The sequence below is a fragment of the Cellulosilyticum lentocellum DSM 5427 genome (genome assembly GCF_000178835.2).
In the GTDB taxonomy this organism is placed as follows: domain Bacteria; phylum Bacillota; class Clostridia; order Lachnospirales; family Cellulosilyticaceae; genus Cellulosilyticum; species Cellulosilyticum lentocellum.
Window position 1 is genome coordinate 2,017,379 of sequence record NC_015275.1, and the last position, 19,796, is coordinate 2,037,174.

The 19,796-nt window shown below is 35.1% G+C and carries 12 protein-coding genes; 10 read left to right on the forward strand and 2 right to left on the reverse strand.

All coding sequences use genetic code 11. The features are described from left to right. Position 1 precedes the first annotated feature (1 nt). The 5 genes from CLOLE_RS09140 to CLOLE_RS09155 all read left to right on the forward strand — a co-directional run bounded on the left by CLOLE_RS09140 (position 2) and on the right by CLOLE_RS09155 (position 12,765). Positions 2-1,282, forward strand: coding sequence for a SpoVR family protein (locus CLOLE_RS09140; protein ID WP_013656820.1), 1,281 nt, complete (start codon positions 2-4; stop codon positions 1,280-1,282). 401 nt (positions 1,283-1,683) lie between these two features. After that, positions 1,684-9,897 carry a type I pullulanase gene (gene pulA, locus CLOLE_RS09145; RefSeq protein WP_013656821.1) on the forward strand — a complete coding sequence of 2,738 codons (8,214 nt, stop codon included), beginning with the start codon at positions 1,684-1,686 and terminating at the stop codon, positions 9,895-9,897. A 132-nt stretch (positions 9,898-10,029) separates the two neighbouring features. Next, positions 10,030-10,830 carry an MBL fold metallo-hydrolase gene (locus CLOLE_RS09150; protein WP_013656822.1) on the forward strand — a complete coding sequence of 267 codons (801 nt, stop codon included), beginning with the start codon at positions 10,030-10,032 and terminating at the stop codon, positions 10,828-10,830. Between the two features lie 116 nt (positions 10,831-10,946). After that, on the forward strand, positions 10,947-11,204 hold the full coding sequence (locus tag CLOLE_RS22960; RefSeq protein WP_157864048.1) for a hypothetical protein: 258 nt from the start codon (positions 10,947-10,949) through the stop codon (positions 11,202-11,204). Between the two features lie 73 nt (positions 11,205-11,277). Then, positions 11,278-12,765, forward strand: a complete 1,488-nt coding sequence (locus CLOLE_RS09155; protein ID WP_013656823.1) for a CorA family divalent cation transporter — start codon at positions 11,278-11,280, stop codon at positions 12,763-12,765. 35 nt (positions 12,766-12,800) lie between these two features. On the opposite strand, the gene ade is transcribed toward CLOLE_RS09155, so the two are convergent. Together ade and pepF are read right to left on the reverse strand one after the other, a co-directional pair. After that, positions 12,801-14,600, reverse strand: coding sequence for an adenine deaminase (ade, locus tag CLOLE_RS09160; RefSeq protein WP_013656824.1), 1,800 nt, complete (start codon positions 14,598-14,600; stop codon positions 12,801-12,803). Between the two features lie 65 nt (positions 14,601-14,665). Then, positions 14,666-16,468: an oligoendopeptidase F gene (pepF, locus tag CLOLE_RS09165; protein WP_013656825.1), complete on the reverse strand. Its 1,803-nt coding sequence runs from the start codon at positions 16,466-16,468 to the stop codon at positions 14,666-14,668. Positions 16,469-16,616: 148 nt separating this feature from the next. Here pepF and CLOLE_RS09170 point away from each other — a divergent pair, with 148 nt between their 5' ends. The 5 genes from CLOLE_RS09170 to CLOLE_RS22965 all read left to right on the forward strand — a co-directional run bounded on the left by CLOLE_RS09170 (position 16,617) and on the right by CLOLE_RS22965 (position 19,775). After that, the gene (locus CLOLE_RS09170) at positions 16,617-17,414 is read left to right on the forward strand and encodes a M55 family metallopeptidase (protein ID WP_013656826.1); all 798 of its coding nucleotides are present in this window, start codon (positions 16,617-16,619) and stop codon (positions 17,412-17,414) included. A 201-nt stretch (positions 17,415-17,615) separates the two neighbouring features. Further along, a complete protein-coding gene (locus tag CLOLE_RS09175; protein ID WP_013656827.1) occupies positions 17,616-18,209 on the forward strand; it encodes a histidine phosphatase family protein in 594 nt (197 codons plus the stop codon). Positions 18,210-18,226: 17 nt separating this feature from the next. Next, positions 18,227-18,811, forward strand: a complete 585-nt coding sequence (locus tag CLOLE_RS09180) for a precorrin-2 dehydrogenase/sirohydrochlorin ferrochelatase family protein (RefSeq protein WP_162145077.1) — start codon at positions 18,227-18,229, stop codon at positions 18,809-18,811. Positions 18,812-18,908: 97 nt separating this feature from the next. Next, positions 18,909-19,511, forward strand: a complete 603-nt coding sequence (locus tag CLOLE_RS09185; RefSeq protein WP_013656829.1) for a thymidine kinase — start codon at positions 18,909-18,911, stop codon at positions 19,509-19,511. Between the two features lie 105 nt (positions 19,512-19,616). Beyond that, positions 19,617-19,775 (forward strand): hypothetical protein, encoded by a 159-nt coding sequence (locus CLOLE_RS22965; RefSeq protein WP_157864049.1) that lies wholly within the window; start codon positions 19,617-19,619, stop codon positions 19,773-19,775. Positions 19,776-19,796: the final 21 nt, after the last annotated feature.

A 19,796-nucleotide genomic window follows, 5' to 3' on the forward strand; every position in this document is an offset into this window, starting at 1 on the left:
CATGGATTATACAATGAAGGATTTAGAGAGGTATAATGAACAAATAGAAAGTATTGCTGGTGAAATTGGACTTGATTATTATCCTCAAGAATTTGAAATCATTAGTTTTGAGGATATGCTTTGTTATGAAGCTTATGTAGGTATGCCTTCTCATTATTCACATTGGAGCTATGGTAAAAGCTATGATCGCTTAAAAACAGCATATAGATATAATTTAACGGGTTTACCCTATGAAATGGTTATTAATTCGAACCCCTGTATTGCTTACCTTATGAAAGATAATAGTTTGGTTTTGCAGGTTTTAACAATTGCTCATGTTTATGGGCATAATGATTTTTTTAAGAATAATCGTCTATTTACTACACACACCAATGCAAGACTTACCGTAGAGAAGTTTAAAACCCATGCTGATCGTATCAGGCATTATATCAAGGACCCTAATATTGGCTATGAGGCAGTAGAGCAGATATTAGATGCAGCTCATTCCATTCGTTATCAGTGCCACAGCTTTAGAAGTAAACCTTTTGAACCTAGAGAAGAAGTTATTTATCCTTATGACAATCTCCTTGAATATTTAGGTGCCTTTGGTGATTTAGAAGAGTGGCAAAGAGATGTCATTAATATTGTAATGGAAGAAGGTAGGTACTTTCTTCCTCAGATTGAAACAAAGATTATGAATGAGGGCTGGGCTACCTTTTGGCATTATACAATCTTAAATCGTCTTAACTTAAATCAGGGGATGAGCTTAGAATTTTATAAGGTGCATAATAGTGTCATTTGTCAAGTGCCAGGTCAGCTCAATCCCTACTATTTAGGATTTAAAATCTGGCAGGATTTGTATCACCAGTATGATGGTGATTTTAAAAAACTAGCAGAAATCAGAATGCTAGAAAGAGATGCTTCATTTATAAGAAAGTATTTAACGTATGACCTAGCAGCGAAGAGTCATCTATGTGAATTTCAGGAAGAAGAGCGTTATTATGTCGTATCTGAAGTAGCTAATGACATAGGCTGGAAACAAATTAGAAATACACTTGCTAATAATGTAGGTATGGGTGGTATGCCTGTCGTGCAAGTCAAAGAAATGATACATCAAGAGCACACTTTAGTGTTAGAGCATATAAGTGATGACAAAGAGTTAAATCTAGCTTATGCCACGGAAACACTCAAGTATATTCAAACTTTGTGGGGGGGCAAGACGATTTTATATACTACTTTATCTAATATCCCTAGAAAGATTATTTGTACTACGAGCAAAAAAGTAAGTATAGAGAATATTTAGATGTAAAGAGTCTTGTTAGCTTTTTAAGTAAACAAGGCTCTTTTACTTTGAGAGAAGAAAAAATAAGGGTATAAGTTTGAAAATATTATATAAAATAATGCAATATATAAAATATATTGAATTATATTAAGGAGTAATATATAATAACTATAAGAAAAATGCAGTTAATTTTATAAATATTGCTTAATGGAAAGTGATGTCTGGGGAGATTAATTGCATATTTTTGATACTATAACGGTAACGTTACCGGTAAGGATATCAAAAATGAAATTCTATTATGTTTACTACTTATAAGAAGGGTATTAAATCTATCTTGTAGCTAGTATAAATTAATGGTGAAAGGAGAAGAGGGGTAAAAGAGTATGAGGTAGAAAAAGGAATGAAGGGGGAATAATTAAACTATGAAATTTAAAGGCAATAAAATAAGACTTGCATGGTTACTTGTGATTTGTATGGTATTTTCCATGTTTACGGGATTTAGCATGAACTGGAATACCCTTAAAGCAGCTACATTCACAGTTGTAGATGGTGATAAAGCAGATTGGAATACCACTTCTTTAGGAAAAGGTTCATCAGATGGATGGGCAAGTACAATACTTGGAGACTTGTATCTATCTAATGATTCTAAGAATCTTTATTTTTGGATTGATACTAATATTCCTAACTGGGGTGCTACTGGTATGTATGTTGACCTAGGACTTTATGTAGAAGATCAGGAGGTAGGTGATTCTGCTAATCCATGGGGAAATCAATATAATTATACTGCTATGGCAGCAGCGCCACAGTATCATGTGAATATTCGTATTGCAGGTGATGTGGCAGGTTATTCTAGTTTAACAAAGAGTACAACAGGTAGCGCTATAGAAGTTGTATTAGATACAACAAGTAATCCAAAAGATATTGTAGTGAAAGGTAATAGAACAGTAGGGATTGAAGGTTCTATTCCATTAACTGCTTTAGGTGTAACGACAGATAGCAAGATTCATCCTATTGTTGTCCTGAGTGGAAATACAAGTAATGAGCATGGTGCATTTAATGTTATTCCAGAAGACTCTGCTAATATGTTGGCAGATGCATGGAATGAATCAGGTATTAATATGAATCCACAAGGAACTTATGCTAATACTTATACAGTACAGGCCTCAAGTGTTGTACCGATTGACTTTACAAGTCCCACTGTATCAGGAAAAGATGTTATCTTTAAGTATATGAATGCTGAAGCTAGTAACGTATACGTAGCAGGTAGTTTTAATAACTGGAACCAAACTGCTAATCAAATGATATTAAACAGTGAGGGTTTATGGGAAACAACAGTAGAAGTAACTGACATTATTAATGAGTATAAGTTTGTAGTAAATGGTAAAGATTGGGTTCCTGATCCTAAAAATAATAATAAAACGAGTGGTGGAAATAGTTTAGTTTACATAGAAGGTCTTATACAAAAAGAACCTTTAGAGGTGAAAATAGGCGAATTTATTTCTTTACCAAAAGTTAAGTATTATAAAGAAAGTCAGCAGGTAGAGGAAGTAGAACCAGTATATTCCTTAGTTAATCCTGATAGCAAATTAAGTTTAAGTAGCAATGTATTAAACGTAGCAGCTGATTACCCAGCAGGAAAAATTCAGCTAAAAGCAGAATATAATAGTTTAACAACTACCATAGAAGTTAATGCGGTGACAGAACTCATTAAAAGTCCAGTTATTAATCCTGATGGAACAGTAACTTTTAATATTCCAAGTTATACAGGTGAAAAGCTTTATATAGCAGGTACAGTAGAAGGAGAAGACTGGGATGGTAAAGAGATTACTAAAAATGAGAAAGGCATGTTCTCTTATACCACTAAAAATCCTGTAGCGCCTGGCAAGTATGAATATAAGTTTAAATTATCTAATAAGGATTGGAATGGTTCTTTTAAAGATCCTTTAAATCCTGGAACTGAAGATAATTCTATTCTTATTGTACCTGGTCTAGTAGTAGAAGCGATAAGTGTGCAAAAAGGAGTGCCGACTTCTTTGCCTACTAGTGCTACATTATGGGATAGTCAAGGTAAGAGCACAATCGTAACACCTAGCTATGCTTTAAAAGAACCAGTACCAACAGGGGTTACACTTGAAAATGGTATCCTTACAGTAGATAAAACATTTACTGGTAATAGTGTTGATTTAATGGCTAGTTCAGGAGATCAGGAATTAGTGATTAAAGTAGAAGTAGTAAGTCAACTTTATACTTATAAGATTAATTATTATAGACCAACCGCAGATTATACAGATTGGAGTATATGGACTTGGGAAACGGGCAAAGGTGGAGTAGATGTTAGTTTTGCTACTGAGTTAGTAGGAGAATTTAAACAAGCTCTATATAAGGTACCTAGCAATGCACTTAATTTCAAGTTCAAAAAAGGCGACTGGAAAGGTGAAGATGGTGGAGACCGTATTGTCACTGTACCAACAGGGCAAACAGAAGTAGAAGTATGGTGTGTACAAGGGGATGAGAAGGTTTATTATTCAAAACCAGATTTAACAGCTAAAGTGCAAAGTGCCTTAGCAGACAGCGAAGATACGATACTCGTTAGTTTTAATAACCCTATAACAGCACTAACCGATATTGAACTTAAGGACGTGGCAGCCAATCAGGTTATTGCAACAACTGCAACTAAAATAAGTGATACTTCAGTAAAATTAGTTATAACAGATGGCACAGCTATTGACGTGACTAAACAATATACAGTAAGTGCACCAACCTTTAAAGCTAGCAATGTACTTATGAGAAAAATTCTAGATGATGATGCTTATTATTATTCAGGTGATGATTTAGGGATGACTTATTCATCATCAAGCAGCACCTTTAAACTATGGGCACCTACAGCTACTAAAGTAGAAGTGGTACTTTATGACAATGCAGTTACTGAAACAGGTGTTACTCATGCTATGACACGTCAGAGTGCAGGTGTTTGGACTGTGAATTTAGCAGGTAATTTAGCAGGTAAGTTTTATACCTATACGGTTTACTTTGCAGATGGCAGTGTTAATAAAGATGCAATGGACCCTTATGCAAAATCTGCTTCAGTCAATGGTAAAAAAGCAGCCATTATTGATTTAAATGCAACAAACCCAGCTGGTTTTTACAGTAATGTAGGTCCTGCAGTTGCAAGTTCTGCAGATGCTATAGTTTATGAACTTCATGTAAGAGATATGTCTATTGATCCAAATGCACCATTTATCAATAAAGGCAAATATCTAGCCTTTACGGAGAAAGGATTAACACTAAATGGTGAACCAGTAGGTATTGATCATCTTAAGAAATTAGGGATTACTCATGTACAGCTTTTACCAATCTATGATTTTGGCTCAGTAGATGAAGCTAGCGCAGAAGCTCAGTTTAACTGGGGGTATGACCCACAAAACTATAATGTACCAGAAGGATCTTATGCTACAGATCCTACAGATCCTGTTAAAAGAGTTAATGAACTGAAACAAATGATTAATGCACTTCATGAGGCAGGTATTGGTGTTATTATGGACGTGGTATATAACCATACATTTGATACAGATGTGACAAGTCCTTTTAATAAAGTAGTACCTGGTTATTATTATCGAACAGATGATACAGGTAAGTTTACTAATGGTTCAGGTTGTGGTAATGAAGTAGCTTCAGAAAGACCAATGGTAAGAAAGTTTATTAAAGACTCTGCTAAGTATTGGGCATCAGAATACAATTTAGATGGCTTTAGATTTGACTTAATGGGGCTTATTGATATAGAAACCATGAAGCAAATTACGAGCGAAATCAAGAATGAAATCAAGTCAGATTTTATTATTTATGGTGAACCTTGGACTGGTGGAAGTACGCCATTACAACAACAAACTGTTAAAGGTAGTCAAAAAGGTCAAGATTTTGGTGTATTTAATGATGAGATTAGAGGGGCCATCAAGGGAGATAGTGATGGGGCAGGCAAAGGTTTTGCAACAGGTGCAACAGGTCAAGAATCTAGCATTGTAGAAGGTGTAAAAGGTGCAATTAATACTTTTGCTACCAATCCAACAGAAGTGGTTTCCTATGTAACAGCTCACGATAATCTTAATCTTTGGGATAAAGTACTTGCTACTATGGGCTTAGATGCCAAAACACCTTATGCAAGCATAACCGGTAACGTTTTAGAAAATGAAGCCGTTAAACGAAGCATACTAGCAAATGGCATAGCACTTACTTCTCAAGGTACATCCTTTATTCATGCCGGTGAAGAATTCCTTAGAACAAAATATGGGGACCACAATAGTTATAAGAGTCCAGATAGCATTAATATGATTAGCTGGGCAAACAGAAACAGCTATAAGGAAGTAACTGAGTATTATGAGGGGCTTATTGCTCTTAGAAAAGCACATCCAGCTTTTAGAATGACAACAGATAAAGAAGTTAATGCGAATATAGATGCTTATGTGAAAAGCAACAACGTAGTAGCTTATACATTAAAAAATAACGCCAATGGTGATACATGGAAAAATATTGTTGTCATTTATAACGGCAATAATACTGTTAAAGAAGTGAAATTACCAAGTACAGCCGATTGGAAAATCGTTGTCAATGATAAAAAAGCAGGAACAGTAGTTCTTAATCAATTGTCAGCGGCTAGCAGTGTACAGGTAGCACCATTATCTATGATGGTACTTTATGATGAAGGTACCAATTATGAGCCAATACCTAAAACAATAACTCTTACACCAAGTACTTTAGGTATAGCTACTAATCAAAGCAAAATGATTAAAGCAGTTGTGAAAGACCAGATGGGCGCAGTTATGTCAGGTCAAAAGATAATTTGGACAGCTCAAGATGATACGATTGCAAGTGTAGATAGTATAGGTAAAGTAACAGCTAAGAAAGTAGGAAAGACTGCTATTACAGTAAGCTGTGGAGATGCTACAGCAATCTTACCAGTAGAAGTTGTTAATGCCTTAACGCCTACTAAAATGGAATTAGCATCACCTCAAGATTATGTTTATGAAGGCTATAAGCTTCAGCTTAGTGCTAAAGTATACGATCAATTTAATCAAGAGATGCTAGGCGCTAAAGTAGCATGGCAATCTAGTGATCCTTCTGTAGCTAGTATCAACACTTCTGGAGAAGTAACAGGTATAGTAGCAGGAGAAGTAACGCTTACAGCAACAGCAGGGACAACAAGTGAAACGCTTAATCTTGTTGTTAAAGCTTATGAAAAACGCTATCTCATCCTTGAATACATAAGACCTGATAAGGATTATACAGACTGGAATTTATGGGTATGGGGAACTGGTGCTAAGAATGACCAGATTGATTTTACTGAAATCACAGAGGATAAAGCAATTGCAGTGATGGAATTAGGTCCAGATGCTGACCGTGTAGGTTTTCTTGTAAGAAAGGGAACAGATTGGAATACAGCTAAACAAGATATTACAAGTGATAGATTCATTCCAGTTCAAAAGGACCAGACCATTGTTAAAGCAAGAGTAACATCAATGGTACAAGAGATAGAGGTTTTAGCACCAGCAACAGCACCTCAGATTTTACCACAAGAAGATAGTATCCTATTCTATTATAGGGATAATAACTTATTCAAAACAGATCAAATGGATACTATTCAAAAAGTAGAGGTTGAAATTAATGGTAAGCTTTATGACATGGCATATGATGCTAAAAATGAGTTATTTAAGTATACCTATAAAGGTTTAGAATCAGGTAAATACTATTATTGCTATTATGTGACAGATGCATTTGGTAATAGAGTGAAAAAACTTGATCCTAACAATGTTAAGGTAGAAAATGGTTTATCTGTTATTGAATATCAAAAACTAGATGTCAAGGTAACAGGTGAAGTAAAACCAGGTGCCTTTAACTTTAGAGAAAGTGCAGTACTCCACATTAAAGCCGAAGCAGTAGGTGAAGATGCAAACAAGCAACTAGAAATTGATAAAATAACAGTAGATTTAACAGGCCTTGGTGGAAAAGCTGGTGTAGTAGTAGATAAAGACTTGAAAGCGATTACTTTAACAGCTACAGAAACTACTACAGCAGGGCTTAAACAATTACCAATTCAAGTATATGATGTTTATGGCAATATTTATAAAGGTACAGCGGATGTAACGATTAATCCACAAACGTCAGTAGGAAAAGACCATTTTGATTGGGATGAAGCAGTCATTTACTTTATGCTAACAGACCGTTTTAATAATGGAGATACAAGTAATGACAGTAATAAGGTTAATGTAGCGGATAAAGGAGCTTATCACGGAGGAGACTTTAAAGGCGTAACATCAAAATTGGATTATCTGAAAAATTTAGGAATTAATACAATTTGGATTACACCTATTGTTGATAATATCGATTTTAATGTTTTAGCTTATAGTGATGAGTATAGTAAACAACCAGGCCAAGTAGGCAGTGATGTGAGCTATTATGGTTATCATGGTTATTGGGCAAAGAATTTTGAAGCACTTAATCCAGAATTAGGAACAATAGAAGATTTCCATACACTCATTGATGAAGCACATGCACGAAACATGAAGATCATGGTAGATGTTGTTATTAATCACACTGGCTATGGCATGAAGAGTGGTGATACACCAGAAGCAAATGGTGGTCCAAGTGGATTAGCCGGTTTCCCAACTTCTGCTGAGCAAGATGTGTTTAGCGGCATGCTTCGAACAGATGGTAGTACAGATGAAGTTTATGGTGAGCTTGCTGGTCTTCCTGACTTTATAACAGAGAAATCAGAAGTAAGGAGTAAGATTATTGAATGGCAAGTGAAATGGGTAGAAGAACTTGGTAAGACTAGTCAGGGTAATACCATTGATTATTTCCGTATTGATACAGCTAAGCACGTAGATAAAACAACACTTCAAGCCTTTAAAAATGCTTTGTCAGAAGTGAAACCAAACTTTAGATACATTGTAGAAGCATGGCTAAGTGGCAATGAAGTAGATACTTATCTTAATAGTGGTTTGGCAGATTCAGTTCTCAACTTTGACTTTAAAGAGATTGCTAAGGACTTTGTAAATGGTAGACTAGAAGAAGCAGAAGCTAAATTACAACTTTTAAATGAAAAAGCAACAAGTGCAGCCACCTATGGTAACTTCTTAGGTAGCCATGATGAAGATGGTTTCTTGTATTCACTTGGTATGCAAAATACAGATAAGCTTTTAGTAGCAGCAACACTTCAAGCAACTTCAAAAGGTCAACCTGTTATTTATTATGGGGAAGAAATTGGTCAAAGTGGTAAGAATAACTGGCCATACTATGATAATCGCTATGACATGGATTGGAGTAAGGCTAACGAAAGTAATTTTATTTTGAAACATTATCAAAAAGTATTTGGTATAAGAGCTAAATACTCAGAAATATTTTCTAAGGGTACTAGAAAGCAAGTAGCAGGTAGCAATAGTGATCAGTACATAGCTTTTGAAAGAAGTTATGGAGAAGATACACTTGTTGTAGCTGTTAATAATGCTAAAACAAATAAAGAAATTACTTTAAAAGTACCTTATAAAGTAGGTAGTACAGTAACCGATGAATATAGTGGTAAGACTTATATAGTGACAAAAGATGAAACAGTATTGGTAACCTTACCAAATGTAGCTGAAGGTGGCACAGTTATTCTGTCAGGTAAGAAAGCTACAACTGATAATAATGGAGGAAGTAGTGGAGGCAGTAGCAATGGAACAAGTAGTGAAGGAACCACTACTTTGCCAAAAGTTCAAGTAACCCAAAAAGTACTTGAAGAGAAACCAAACCTTGAACAAGTAAAAGATCAAACGCCTTATACCGCTATAAGCAATCTTCATCAGTTACAAATCATTGATGAGAAGGGTAAAAACATAGAGAAACTAGAGAGTGGTATAGAAGTAACCATACCACTAACTGCTGAGCAAAAAGCAGCTATTACAGATAAGAGAAAAGTAGGCGTTTATCAAATTACTGATTCAGGCAAGTTGATTTTTAAGGGTGGTCAATTAACAGATGAAGGTATAACCTTTAAAATGACGGAGTCTGGTCAATATGCAGTAATGATGTACGAAAAAACCTTTGATGATTTAGACTTAGTACCATGGGCTAAAGATAGTATTGAAGTTTTAGCAGCAAGGCATATTGCCATGGGTAAAACAGAGAATAGGTTTGACCCAAAAGGCACATTAACAAGAGCTGAATTTGCAGCTTACTTATGTCGAATGTTAAATATCAATACTGAGGACATTCAAAATGAAGGTCAATTCAAAGATATTCAAGGTGATAGCTGGTATAGTGGTTCTGTTATAGCGCTTAAGGAGTTAGGACTTATTAGCGGTTATGCAGATAATAGCTTTAAGCCTAATAAACCCATTACAAGAGAAGAGTTAGCAGCACTTCTTGTAAAAGCATATACTTATTCTATGAATATGGATTTAGAAAAAATACCAGGATATGACACACAAAGCTTTAATGATATGAGTCAAGTAGCTACTTGGGCTCAGGTAAGTGTTAAAGCTGCTAAAGCATTAGGTCTTGTTACAGGAAATGGTGATAATCAGTATTTACCACAAAAAACTGCAACAAGAGCAGAAATGGCTAGAATGCTTGTGATGTTCTTAGAAAAAACAGGACAATACTAATAGCCAGATCTAAATCGTTCTACCTTAGTGATAAGGTAGAACGATTTTTTTATGACAAGGTATGCTAAAAAGAGAAGAAATGTGCTATAGTAATAGCAGTAATGGACATCATTGCAAAGCGGAGGAAAAGAAATGGAATTTAAATTATGTGCCCTAGCAAGTGGCAGCAGTGGTAATTGTACTTATTTAGAAGCTGGAGAACAGCGCTTTTTAATAGATGTAGGTATTAGCGGAAAGAAAGTAGTAGCAGCGCTTGATCAATTAGAGGTGGCACCAGAAAGCATTAATGGGATTTTAATTACCCATGAGCATTCAGACCATATTAAGGGAGTAGGCATATTAAGTAGAAAATATAATATTCCTATTTATGCTACAAGCTTAGCTTGGGAGAGGCTTTTAGGCGAAAAAATGATTGGCGTCGTAAAAGAAGAACATCAAAAAATCTTAGAAAAAGAAGTATATCTACAAGTGGGTGAGCTTAAAATTTTACCCTACCCTATTTATCATGATGCAGTAGATCCTGTTGGTTACATTTTTGAGTATAAGGATAAAAAAATTACTGTAGCAACGGATATTGGTACGATTGATGATAAAATTGCAGCAAGATTAAGCGGTTCACATGGCATCTTATTAGAGTTTAATCATGATATACGTATGTTAGAAGCAGGGGGATATCCTTATTACTTAAAGAAACGTATTTTAAGTGATGTAGGCCATTTAAACAATGAAGCTGCAGCTAAAGCACTAGTAGAGTTATACCATCCTGGGCTTGAATGGGCTGTTTTAGGACATCTAAGTAAAGATAACAATGTACCGGATTTAGCCCTTTTAACAGCACAAACGGCTTTAGAAGAAAGAAATATTATTGTAGGAAAGGATATAGAGGTTATCGTCGCGAAACGTGATGAAGTTTCAAAGGTCTTTGGATTTTAACAAAAAAATGCCATAAAGTGATAAATTAACGCATAAAAAAAGGTCTCATTGTTCATAATAGGAGCGTGGAAAATATTTTGCCATACTGATATTGAACAACAAAGGAGACTAACGACATGACACAAAATAACAAGTACCAAGATTCCAGCAACAATAATTTCAAAAACAGCAACGACAACAACTATCAAAACAGCAGTAACAATTGCAGAAATAGCAACGATAACAACTATCAAAACAGTAGTAATAATAATAACTTCAAAGATAGCACAGATAATAACAATAATAATTTAAAAAATGCTAACAGAAACAATTATCAAAATAACGCTGGTACTAATAGCTACAACGACAGCACAGATAACAACAATAATAAATAAGCTTCGAAAAAATAAGAAGGATGTTTTTCAGATAAAACATCCTTCTTATTTATAATAGGGGGTGAACAAAGCCATGCGTTATAAAAGCCCTATAAGTGAACATATTTTTATATTTCCTTTCAGTTGGAAAAGTAGTAGCCAATTACCCGAACGTTTATTTTATCCACATGTTGAGTTAAAAGGTAAAAGCTTTGATCATTTAAAGCAGTGGCAAGTACATTACTCTACCATTGAAGATGATCAAGATTATAATGAGTTTGTTTATTTTTATAAGCCCATCCGTTCTGCGCTATATACATTTGAAAAAGAACCGATTATTGTTAGAAACTATGTTTTTAAGCATTTAGATGAAACACAATTTTTTAAGATTCATATAAAAGAGCAGTTATTTCTATTAGATATTAAACAAATACGCCTTAAACTCTATAAAACAGGAATAGGATTACTTTCTTTTGAGCTACTTAATCACCATTACCTACAGTTAGAAGAAATAGAAGCCATTAATAGCTTTAGTAAAATGATTTATCCCCCTATACTTCCTTTAGAGAAAGCGAGAAATGAATGGTTTCCAGAGTCTGTTAGTATGAGACTTAATAAGGAAACTTATATAGAGGAGCTTTTTACTGCAGATTACTATAAAGAGAGTTTAACAATTAGTCCTTTAATCATGTTTATATTAGGTGACCCCTTTGTATGTAAAGAAAAAGAAAAATCTTATAATCGAATTGTTATTGAGCCTATCCTAGGCAATCAAATGTTTTGTTGCTGTATTTATCAAAGTCCGATCCTTGTAGACGCCATTGAGAAAGGTGAAGTAGCACAGGAACGCTTAGAGAGATTTATGACCTTAAATAAAAAAATGAGTTATAGTGCTACTAGTTCATATATTAAAAATGACTATAGTATTTATGGGATTAATCGCTTTATGTTATTGTGTGTCACGAAAGAATGGTTAGAGGGTAAATTATATAATCAGTTAGTAACCTTAGTACTGATGCAAAGAGCGACACTTCTCAGCTTATCTACAGAGATTGCTAGGATTTCAACCTTACCCAAGTATGCACTTTCAGAAGCTATATCAAGTATTTATGAGATTTATATTCAATTTATTAATCAATTATATTTTAAAGAGGTGACTGAAGAAGGTGAGGGTGCTCGGATTTATGAAGAATTAACCAAATCTTTTAAAATTGAAGAGGAGTTAAAACAACTGAATTTTGAAGTAGATGAAGTACATGAATATGCAACATTAGTAGAACAGGCAGCTTCTAATATGAAGGTTCAGTTATTAACCATTGCAGGAGCAGCATTGGTGCTTCCTAGCTTTGTGACAGGCTTTTTTGGAATGAATATTTTTAAAGAAGAAGCACTTCATTGGTGGGAACACAAACAAGTTATTTTATGGTTAAATAGCTATGTATTATTACCCACTTTAGTTGTAACCGCTTTTTGCATTTGGACCAAGCGAAAACATATGAAGTATTTTGTAATGAAGCTACTATTGATTAGTTTATTTTTGATGAGTATGATAGTTACTATAAAATATGGCTGTGGTTTATAACCACAGCCATATTTTATAGTAACTAAGTATTCTATTTAAAGGTCAAAAATAGGTAAAGCTACAAAGTTTACAGTATCTACAAGTCCTTTGTTGGTTAGACGAAGTTCAGGAATAACGGCTAAAGAAAGAAGTGCCATAGTCATAAAAGGTGAATGAAGAGGGCAACCAATGGTTTTCCATGCTTCATCAATTTCAGCTACACGTTTTGCTACGACTGTGGCAGGGTCTTCTGACATAAGTCCTGCTATAGGAAGAGGATTGAGTGCTAATACTTTTCCATTTTGAACAACGACTTGGCCACCGCCTGCATCGACTAAAGTATTAGCAGCTAGTGCCATATCTTCATCATTGGTACCAATAATGCATAAATTATGAGCATCATGAGCAACAGTAGAAGCAACAGCACCTTCTTGAATACCGAAGCCAGTTACAAAACTCATGCTCATGCTTTGCGTACCTGAATGACGGTCAATAACAGCAACCTTTAGTAAATCTTGTGATATATCACTAGATACAAATCCTTCTTTTATAGTTAGCATACCTTTTTTATGAAGGGTACCAGCTTGAGCTTCAATAATGCCAATAACATGAACAGGAATAGTTGATTCTGCATAGTCATTAGGGACAGCTATTTTAAAGTTTTCGACTGTTAATGGCTCATAAATATGCATGGTTTTCTTTGCAAACTCTGGATAGGAAGCCGATGGTAAAGTCATCTTAAGCTGTCCGTTTTCAGCCACAACCTGGCCATTAATAATGGTTTTCGCTACTGTAACCTTAGTTAAATCACTAAGTAAGACAAGGTCTGCCCATTTTCCAGGAGATACGCTGCCCAGGTCATGCGCTAAACCAAAGCATTCAGCAGCATTAATAGTAGCCATTTGAATAGCAACTACAGGACGAACACCTTCTTCAATGGCACGCCTAATAATATAATCCATATGTCCTACAGATAATAAAGTATCAGGATGTGTATCATCACTGACTAAACAAGCAAAACGAGAATCTACTTGATGCTCTGTAATGGCCTTAATCGTTTCCTTCACATCACACCAACCTGAGCCTTCACGAATTTGAACATACATACCAAGACGCATTTTAGCGAGAGCATCCTCATGTCTTGTTGTTTCATGACAGCAGTTAGCACCAGCTGCAATATAAGCATTAAGGCCAGGGCCTCCTTCATCAGGAACACAATAGTGTCCTGTAATCGTTTTGTGACGGTCTAAAGTGGCTTTTAAAATACCATGCACATTAGAATCACCACTTAAAACAGCTGGATAGTTCATCATTTCACCTAGGCCAATGATGGTATCTTGAGAAAGACCATGAGCAATATCTCTAAGTGATAAGCTAGCGCCAGTCGTTTCTAAATCTGCAGTAGCTGGAACACAACTAGGCATAGTGGTATAGACGTTAAGTGGTACTTCCTTACCTTCTTGAATCATAAGACCAATACCCTCTGTACCAAGCACATTGGCAATTTCATGTGGATCCATCATAATAGCAGTTGTACCATGAGGCATAACAGCTCTTGCATACTCTTTAACTGTAAGCATGCTGCTTTCTACATGAATATGTCCATCTATAAAACCAGGTGCTAGATAAAGTCCTGTCGCATCTATGCATTTTGTTTTAGGTCCAATGGTGTGAGCCGCATCGCCTACAAGAGCAATACGCCCTTTTGTAATGGCTACATCCATATGTGGTATAATTTCAGCTGTATTAACGTTAATAAGGTTTGCATTTTTAATCACAAGGTCGGCTTTTTTTGCTCCACTTGCTACTAAAACCAGTTCTTGTGTAACGTCTGATCGTTTATATCTTTTTGTCATGATAAAGCCCCCCCTCAAAGTTATTTCCAATTATCATATCATCACAATTTGGACTTGGCAATACATTATTTTTTTGTCTGTTTAAACTGAATTATTAGAGAATTAAACACTTCTAAAGCCTTAGCAATTGGAGCTGAAGTGCTCATATCTACACCAGCTATTTTTAATAGGTCGATAGGATCCTTAGAGGAGCCACCGCTTAAGAAAGCTTTATAGTCCTTAACAGCTTCTGTACCTTCTTTTAAAATACGCTCAGATAAAGTAATAGCAGCAGAGTATCCAGTAGCATATTGATAAACATAGAAAGGGGTATAGAAATGAGGAATACGTGCCCATTCCATAGCAATAGCAGCATCTACTTCTATAGATGGACCATGATATTTTTTCACCAGTTCATAATAAGTGTCGCATAAATAGTCGGCAGTTAGTGTTTTACCTTCTTGACTTGCTGTATGCATCATTAATTCAAATTCGGCAAACATAGTTTGACGATAAAGTGTGCTACGGAATTGTTCCATGAAATAATTAATGAGGTAACGTTTATAAGTTTCTTCCTGTGTTGTTTCTAAAAGATAGTTCATTAGTAAAGCCTCATTGACTGTTGATGCCACTTCAGCTACAAAGATGCAATAATCACCATAAATATGAGGTTGATGGTGATGAGAATAGTAACTATGCAAAGCATGACCCATTTCATGAGCAAGAGTGAATAAGCTATTAATGTTAGGAGAGTAGTTAAGCAATATATAAGGGTGAGGTGCACCATAGCTTCCCCAGGAATAAGCACCGCTGCGTTTACCTTCATTTTCATATTTGTCAATCCAGCGGTTATCCAAGGCCTCTTTAACAATGGCAAGATAGTCTTCGCCTAATGGTGCCAGTGCTTTAAGAAGGATATCACAAGATTCTTCATAGCTTATTTCCTTTTCGAAATCTTTAATCATGGGTACAAAAAGGTCATACATATGCAGGGTATCAAGTCCTAATTCCTCTTTGCGTAAAGTAACATAATCATGCATAATGGATAAGTTATTATTAACTGTATGAATAAGCTCATGATAAACAGTGACTGGTATATTATTTTCTGAAAGAGCACTATGAAGAGGTGTTTCAAAGTGACGCATACTAGAAAAGAAACCATATTGCTTAATATTGGCCGCAAAAAGCGTACTAATGGTGTTTTTGTAACTCGTATAAGTATTATAAAGCGCAGTGAAAGCAGATTCTCTAACTGAGCGATTTTGACTCTCCATCAAAGGAATGTAATTACCGTGGGTCAAGCGAACGGTTTCACCCTTGGCGTTTTCAACAGTAGGAAACTTCATATCTACATTATTCAGCATAGAAAAGGTGTTTTGAGGCATAGTACCTAATTCACCCACGCGAGCTAAGACAGCTTCCATTTCAGATGTTAAAATATGTGTTTTTTGTCTAAGTATTTCATTTAAATAGCGTTCATAATGACGAAGCTCAGGAAGCTCTTTGAAAAAGGTATCTAGCTGAGCAGCTGTCAGCTGAGTAAGTTCAGGACCGGAGAAAGCTAGAGCTTCGGAAGCAGCAACAGATAGATCTTCACTTTGACTTGCTAAATCCTGATAGTAAGCATTGCTACCATCTTGATGAAGGCGCATGTGTGCATAAACATAAAGTTTACCAAGTGCTTCACCAAAAGTATCTTGTAATTTTAAGAAAGTAAGTAATGTATGGGGGTTACTGGTAAGCTTACCTTCGTAGGGGTTAAATTTATCAAGTAGTTTTTTTGTTTCAGATAAGGTATTTTCAAATAAAAGATCGGTTTCAAATAGGTCCTCTAATTTCCAAGTATCTTCTATTTTAACGTCTTGACGCTTAGGTTGTGATGTTGACATGAAATCAGCTCCTTTTAGATTATATGATTTAATGTTAGTATACTCGATTTTATAGAAAAATAATAATTATAAAAATATATTTTTTGATATTTTCAGTTGTTTTTGATATACTGAGGTATATAAAGCGTAGGAATAGGGAGGCATGAAAATGCGTGTATATATCAGTGCAGATTTAGAAGGCATTACAGGGGTCTCAAAATGGGAAGAAACTCATAAAGGAGGCCACTATTACGATTTATATAGAGAGCAAATGACAAGAGAAGTAGTAGCTGCCTGCGAAGGGGCCATTGAAGCGGGAGCAGAGTATATTATGGTTAAAGATGCTCATGAAGATGGAAAAAATCTGATCCATAGTATGTTACCTAGAGGCGTAAAGGTGATTTCGGGTTGGAGTAACCATCCTTATTGTATGGTAGAAGGCTTAGATGAAAGCTTTGATGCCGTTATTTTTATTGGTTATCATAGTGGCGCTAGTTCTAATGGAAGTCCTCTTGCTCATACCCTATTACCAGATGTTATTAAAAATGTGACTATCAATGGAGAGGACGCAGATGAGTTTTTGATTCATGCTTATGCAGCGTATATGTTAGGCGTACCTATAGTAGCGGTCTCAGGAGATGGGGATTTAATGCGCTCTGTACGCAGTTTTAATCCACAGATTAAAACCATTGCTGTACAAGAAGGATTTGGAGGAGCTGTTGTTAGTATTCATCCTGATTTAGCCATAGAACGTATTCGTAAAGGTGTTAAAAAAGGTTTAGAAGCTTTAGAAGAATATACTTTTGAGAAGCCAGAAGAATACGAGCTTATTATTGAATTTAAAAAGCATGCAGATGCTTATAAATTTTCTTTTTATCCCAATGTAGAGCAAATAGGGGAGTATACTATCCGTTATGTGTCTAATAATTACATGCATTTACTTGTGCTTTTGCTATTTATTAATTAATAGAAAGTGTCATGAGTTACTTTTGGTAGTAACTCAGATAAATGATAAATGATAATCAATTAATTCAGATGAAAAGAAGCTTATTTGAAAAAGCTTCTTTTTCTTTTGTATAATAGATTAAAAAGAAAGGATAGTGAATAGGTACAATAAAGCTAAGAAGAGCATAATCGGAGAAATAATAATTTGAAATAGGAGGAGACAATGCTTACATTAATACTGGTAAGGCATGCCGCCACTGTAGCTAACGAAGCTGGCCTTTATATTGGCAGAAGTGAAAGTCCGCTAAGTTTACAAGGAAAAGAAGAAGCTAGGAGGCTTTGCAAAAAACTAGATAAGTGGCAGATACAGCAAATTTATACAAGCCCTGCAGAAAGGGTACAAGAAACGATAAAAGAACTTATGGATAAGGATATACCAGTACAAGTTGCACAGGCCTTACATGAAATCAACTTTGGCATCTGTGAAGGCAAGGATTTTAATTGGTTAAAAAAGAATTATCCAGAGGAAGTAACGTATATGATTAAGGAGGGGATAGCGTATAGATATCCAAAAGGAGAGAGTTTAGTAATGGCACATCAGAGAGTAGCCGACTGGTTAAATGAGTTTTTGATGAATCATCAAAGCGGTACTTTTTTAGTAGCGGCTCACGGTGGTACGATTAGATGTATTTTATCAGAGTTACTTGTGAAAAAGCCTTCTTTACATTGGCATTTTAAAATTGACACAGCTACTATAACTATAGTCAGTATGAATGAGGGGTTTCCAGTTATAGAATCCCTTAATGAGAGGTGCTAAGAATGTATTATCCGATGATGATAAATTTAGCTTTTTTCAAATGTTTAATTATAGGAGGGGGGCATATTGCTTATCAAAAAGCTAAGATGCTCTTAGCTTATGGGGCTACAGTTACTGTACTTAGTCCTGAGTTTTGCGAAGAAATAAAGTGTTTAGAAGGACAGATGAATTTATTAAAAGCAAGCTATTCAGAAGATTATCTTTTAGCCTTTCAACTTGTTATAGCAGCAACTAATGATAGGGCATGTAATGCTACTATAGGAAAAGCTTGTAAGAAGCAGGGCAAATTATGTGATGTTGTAACTGATCAGGCACTTTCTAGCTTTCTAGTACCAGCAGGTATTCGTAGAGGCGATTTGATTATAAGTGTTTCTACGCAGGGGAAAAGTCCTGCTCTAGCTGCTAAGATAAAAAAGGAACTAGAAAGTCTTTATGATGAATCTTATAGTGACTATGTAGCGTGCTTAGGTGAATGGAGAGCTACTATTAAAAAAGAGATAAAAGACGAAGAAGAAAGAAGAAGGCTTTTAAAATACATTATTACACTAGATCAAGAGACATTGAAAAGCATTTCATTAAAAGAGCTATCAAGAGTACTATAAGATTGCAACAATTAATAGATACATTTTTTTTTCTCGTTAAAGTAGTGTATAATACTTTTTAGCAGAAAGATGAATAGGCAAAAGGAGACTTGAGAAAATGGGTTTTTTTAAAGTGACAGTGGGGGTAATGGGTTCTTCAAAATCGGCAAGAGCCATTGCGGAGGTACAGAATTTAAAGGTAAGAAATTTAAAAACTTTAGTTCTAAAGCCAGCATTAGATACAAGAGATGGAGGCTATATTTGTAGCCGTTTAATTAAAGATCAGGTGAAAGCAGACATCTTACTTAAATCTGATGAATCTTTAAAAATAAATGAGATTATTGCTAATAACTATGATTATATTGTCGTTGATGAATTTCACATGCTCAGTGAAGAACAAATCAAAGAGCTTTATCAAATTAGTGCTATTTCTACTACTAATATTAGTATGTATGGTTTAAGAATGTCTTGGAAAGGAACCCCTTTTCCAAGTGCCGCTTTGGCTTTAGGTTATGCGGATGAAATTGAAATGATTAAGATGGTAGATAAGGATCAAAATCCCTTAAGTCATCATATTAAATATACTAACGGCATACCAAGCTCTTTGGTTCAAGAAAGTGAAACCATTGTAGTAGGAGATTTGAGTGCAACCTCTTATACGACAGTATCTAAGGTTGATTTTTATAAGATTTATCAAATGCTAGGACAAGTGGAAGAATAGATAAATAGCTGCTTGACAGAAGCCGAATACAGTGATAAAATAGCGATAATTAAATAAGGAAATTGCCTTTAAGTTTGGCCCAGAGAGACCAAGAAGGAGAACAAAGTGAGAAGATTAAATACAATTATAGTACGAATAAAAGTAATGCAACAATTCTATATAAAATTAGTGAATACAAGCGTTTCTAGACCACTCAATAGAGTAGTTTGTTTAGCTATTTCTAAAGCTTGTGTCGTAGGACGTGTAAAGGCAATAGAAGGATAAATCATCCTTTTATTGCCTTTT

Excerpts from the sequence above, each read along its gene's own strand:
- CLOLE_RS09140 (WP_013656820.1), top strand. The coding sequence starts at position 2 with ATGGATTATACAATGAAGGATTTAGAGAGGTATAATGAACAAATAGAA.
- pulA (WP_013656821.1), top strand. The coding sequence starts at position 1,684 with ATGAAATTTAAAGGCAATAAAATAAGACTTGCATGGTTACTTGTGATT.
- CLOLE_RS09150 (WP_013656822.1), top strand. The coding sequence starts at position 10,030 with ATGGAATTTAAATTATGTGCCCTAGCAAGTGGCAGCAGTGGTAATTGT.
- CLOLE_RS22960 (WP_157864048.1), top strand. The coding sequence starts at position 10,947 with ATGACACAAAATAACAAGTACCAAGATTCCAGCAACAATAATTTCAAA.
- CLOLE_RS09155 (WP_013656823.1), top strand. The coding sequence starts at position 11,278 with ATGCGTTATAAAAGCCCTATAAGTGAACATATTTTTATATTTCCTTTC.
- ade (WP_013656824.1), bottom strand. The coding sequence starts at position 14,600 with ATGACAAAAAGATATAAACGATCAGACGTTACACAAGAACTGGTTTTA.
- pepF (WP_013656825.1), bottom strand. The coding sequence starts at position 16,468 with ATGTCAACATCACAACCTAAGCGTCAAGACGTTAAAATAGAAGATACT.
- CLOLE_RS09170 (WP_013656826.1), top strand. The coding sequence starts at position 16,617 with ATGCGTGTATATATCAGTGCAGATTTAGAAGGCATTACAGGGGTCTCA.
- CLOLE_RS09175 (WP_013656827.1), top strand. The coding sequence starts at position 17,616 with ATGCTTACATTAATACTGGTAAGGCATGCCGCCACTGTAGCTAACGAA.
- CLOLE_RS09180 (WP_162145077.1), top strand. The coding sequence starts at position 18,227 with ATGATAAATTTAGCTTTTTTCAAATGTTTAATTATAGGAGGGGGGCAT.
- CLOLE_RS09185 (WP_013656829.1), top strand. The coding sequence starts at position 18,909 with ATGGGTTTTTTTAAAGTGACAGTGGGGGTAATGGGTTCTTCAAAATCG.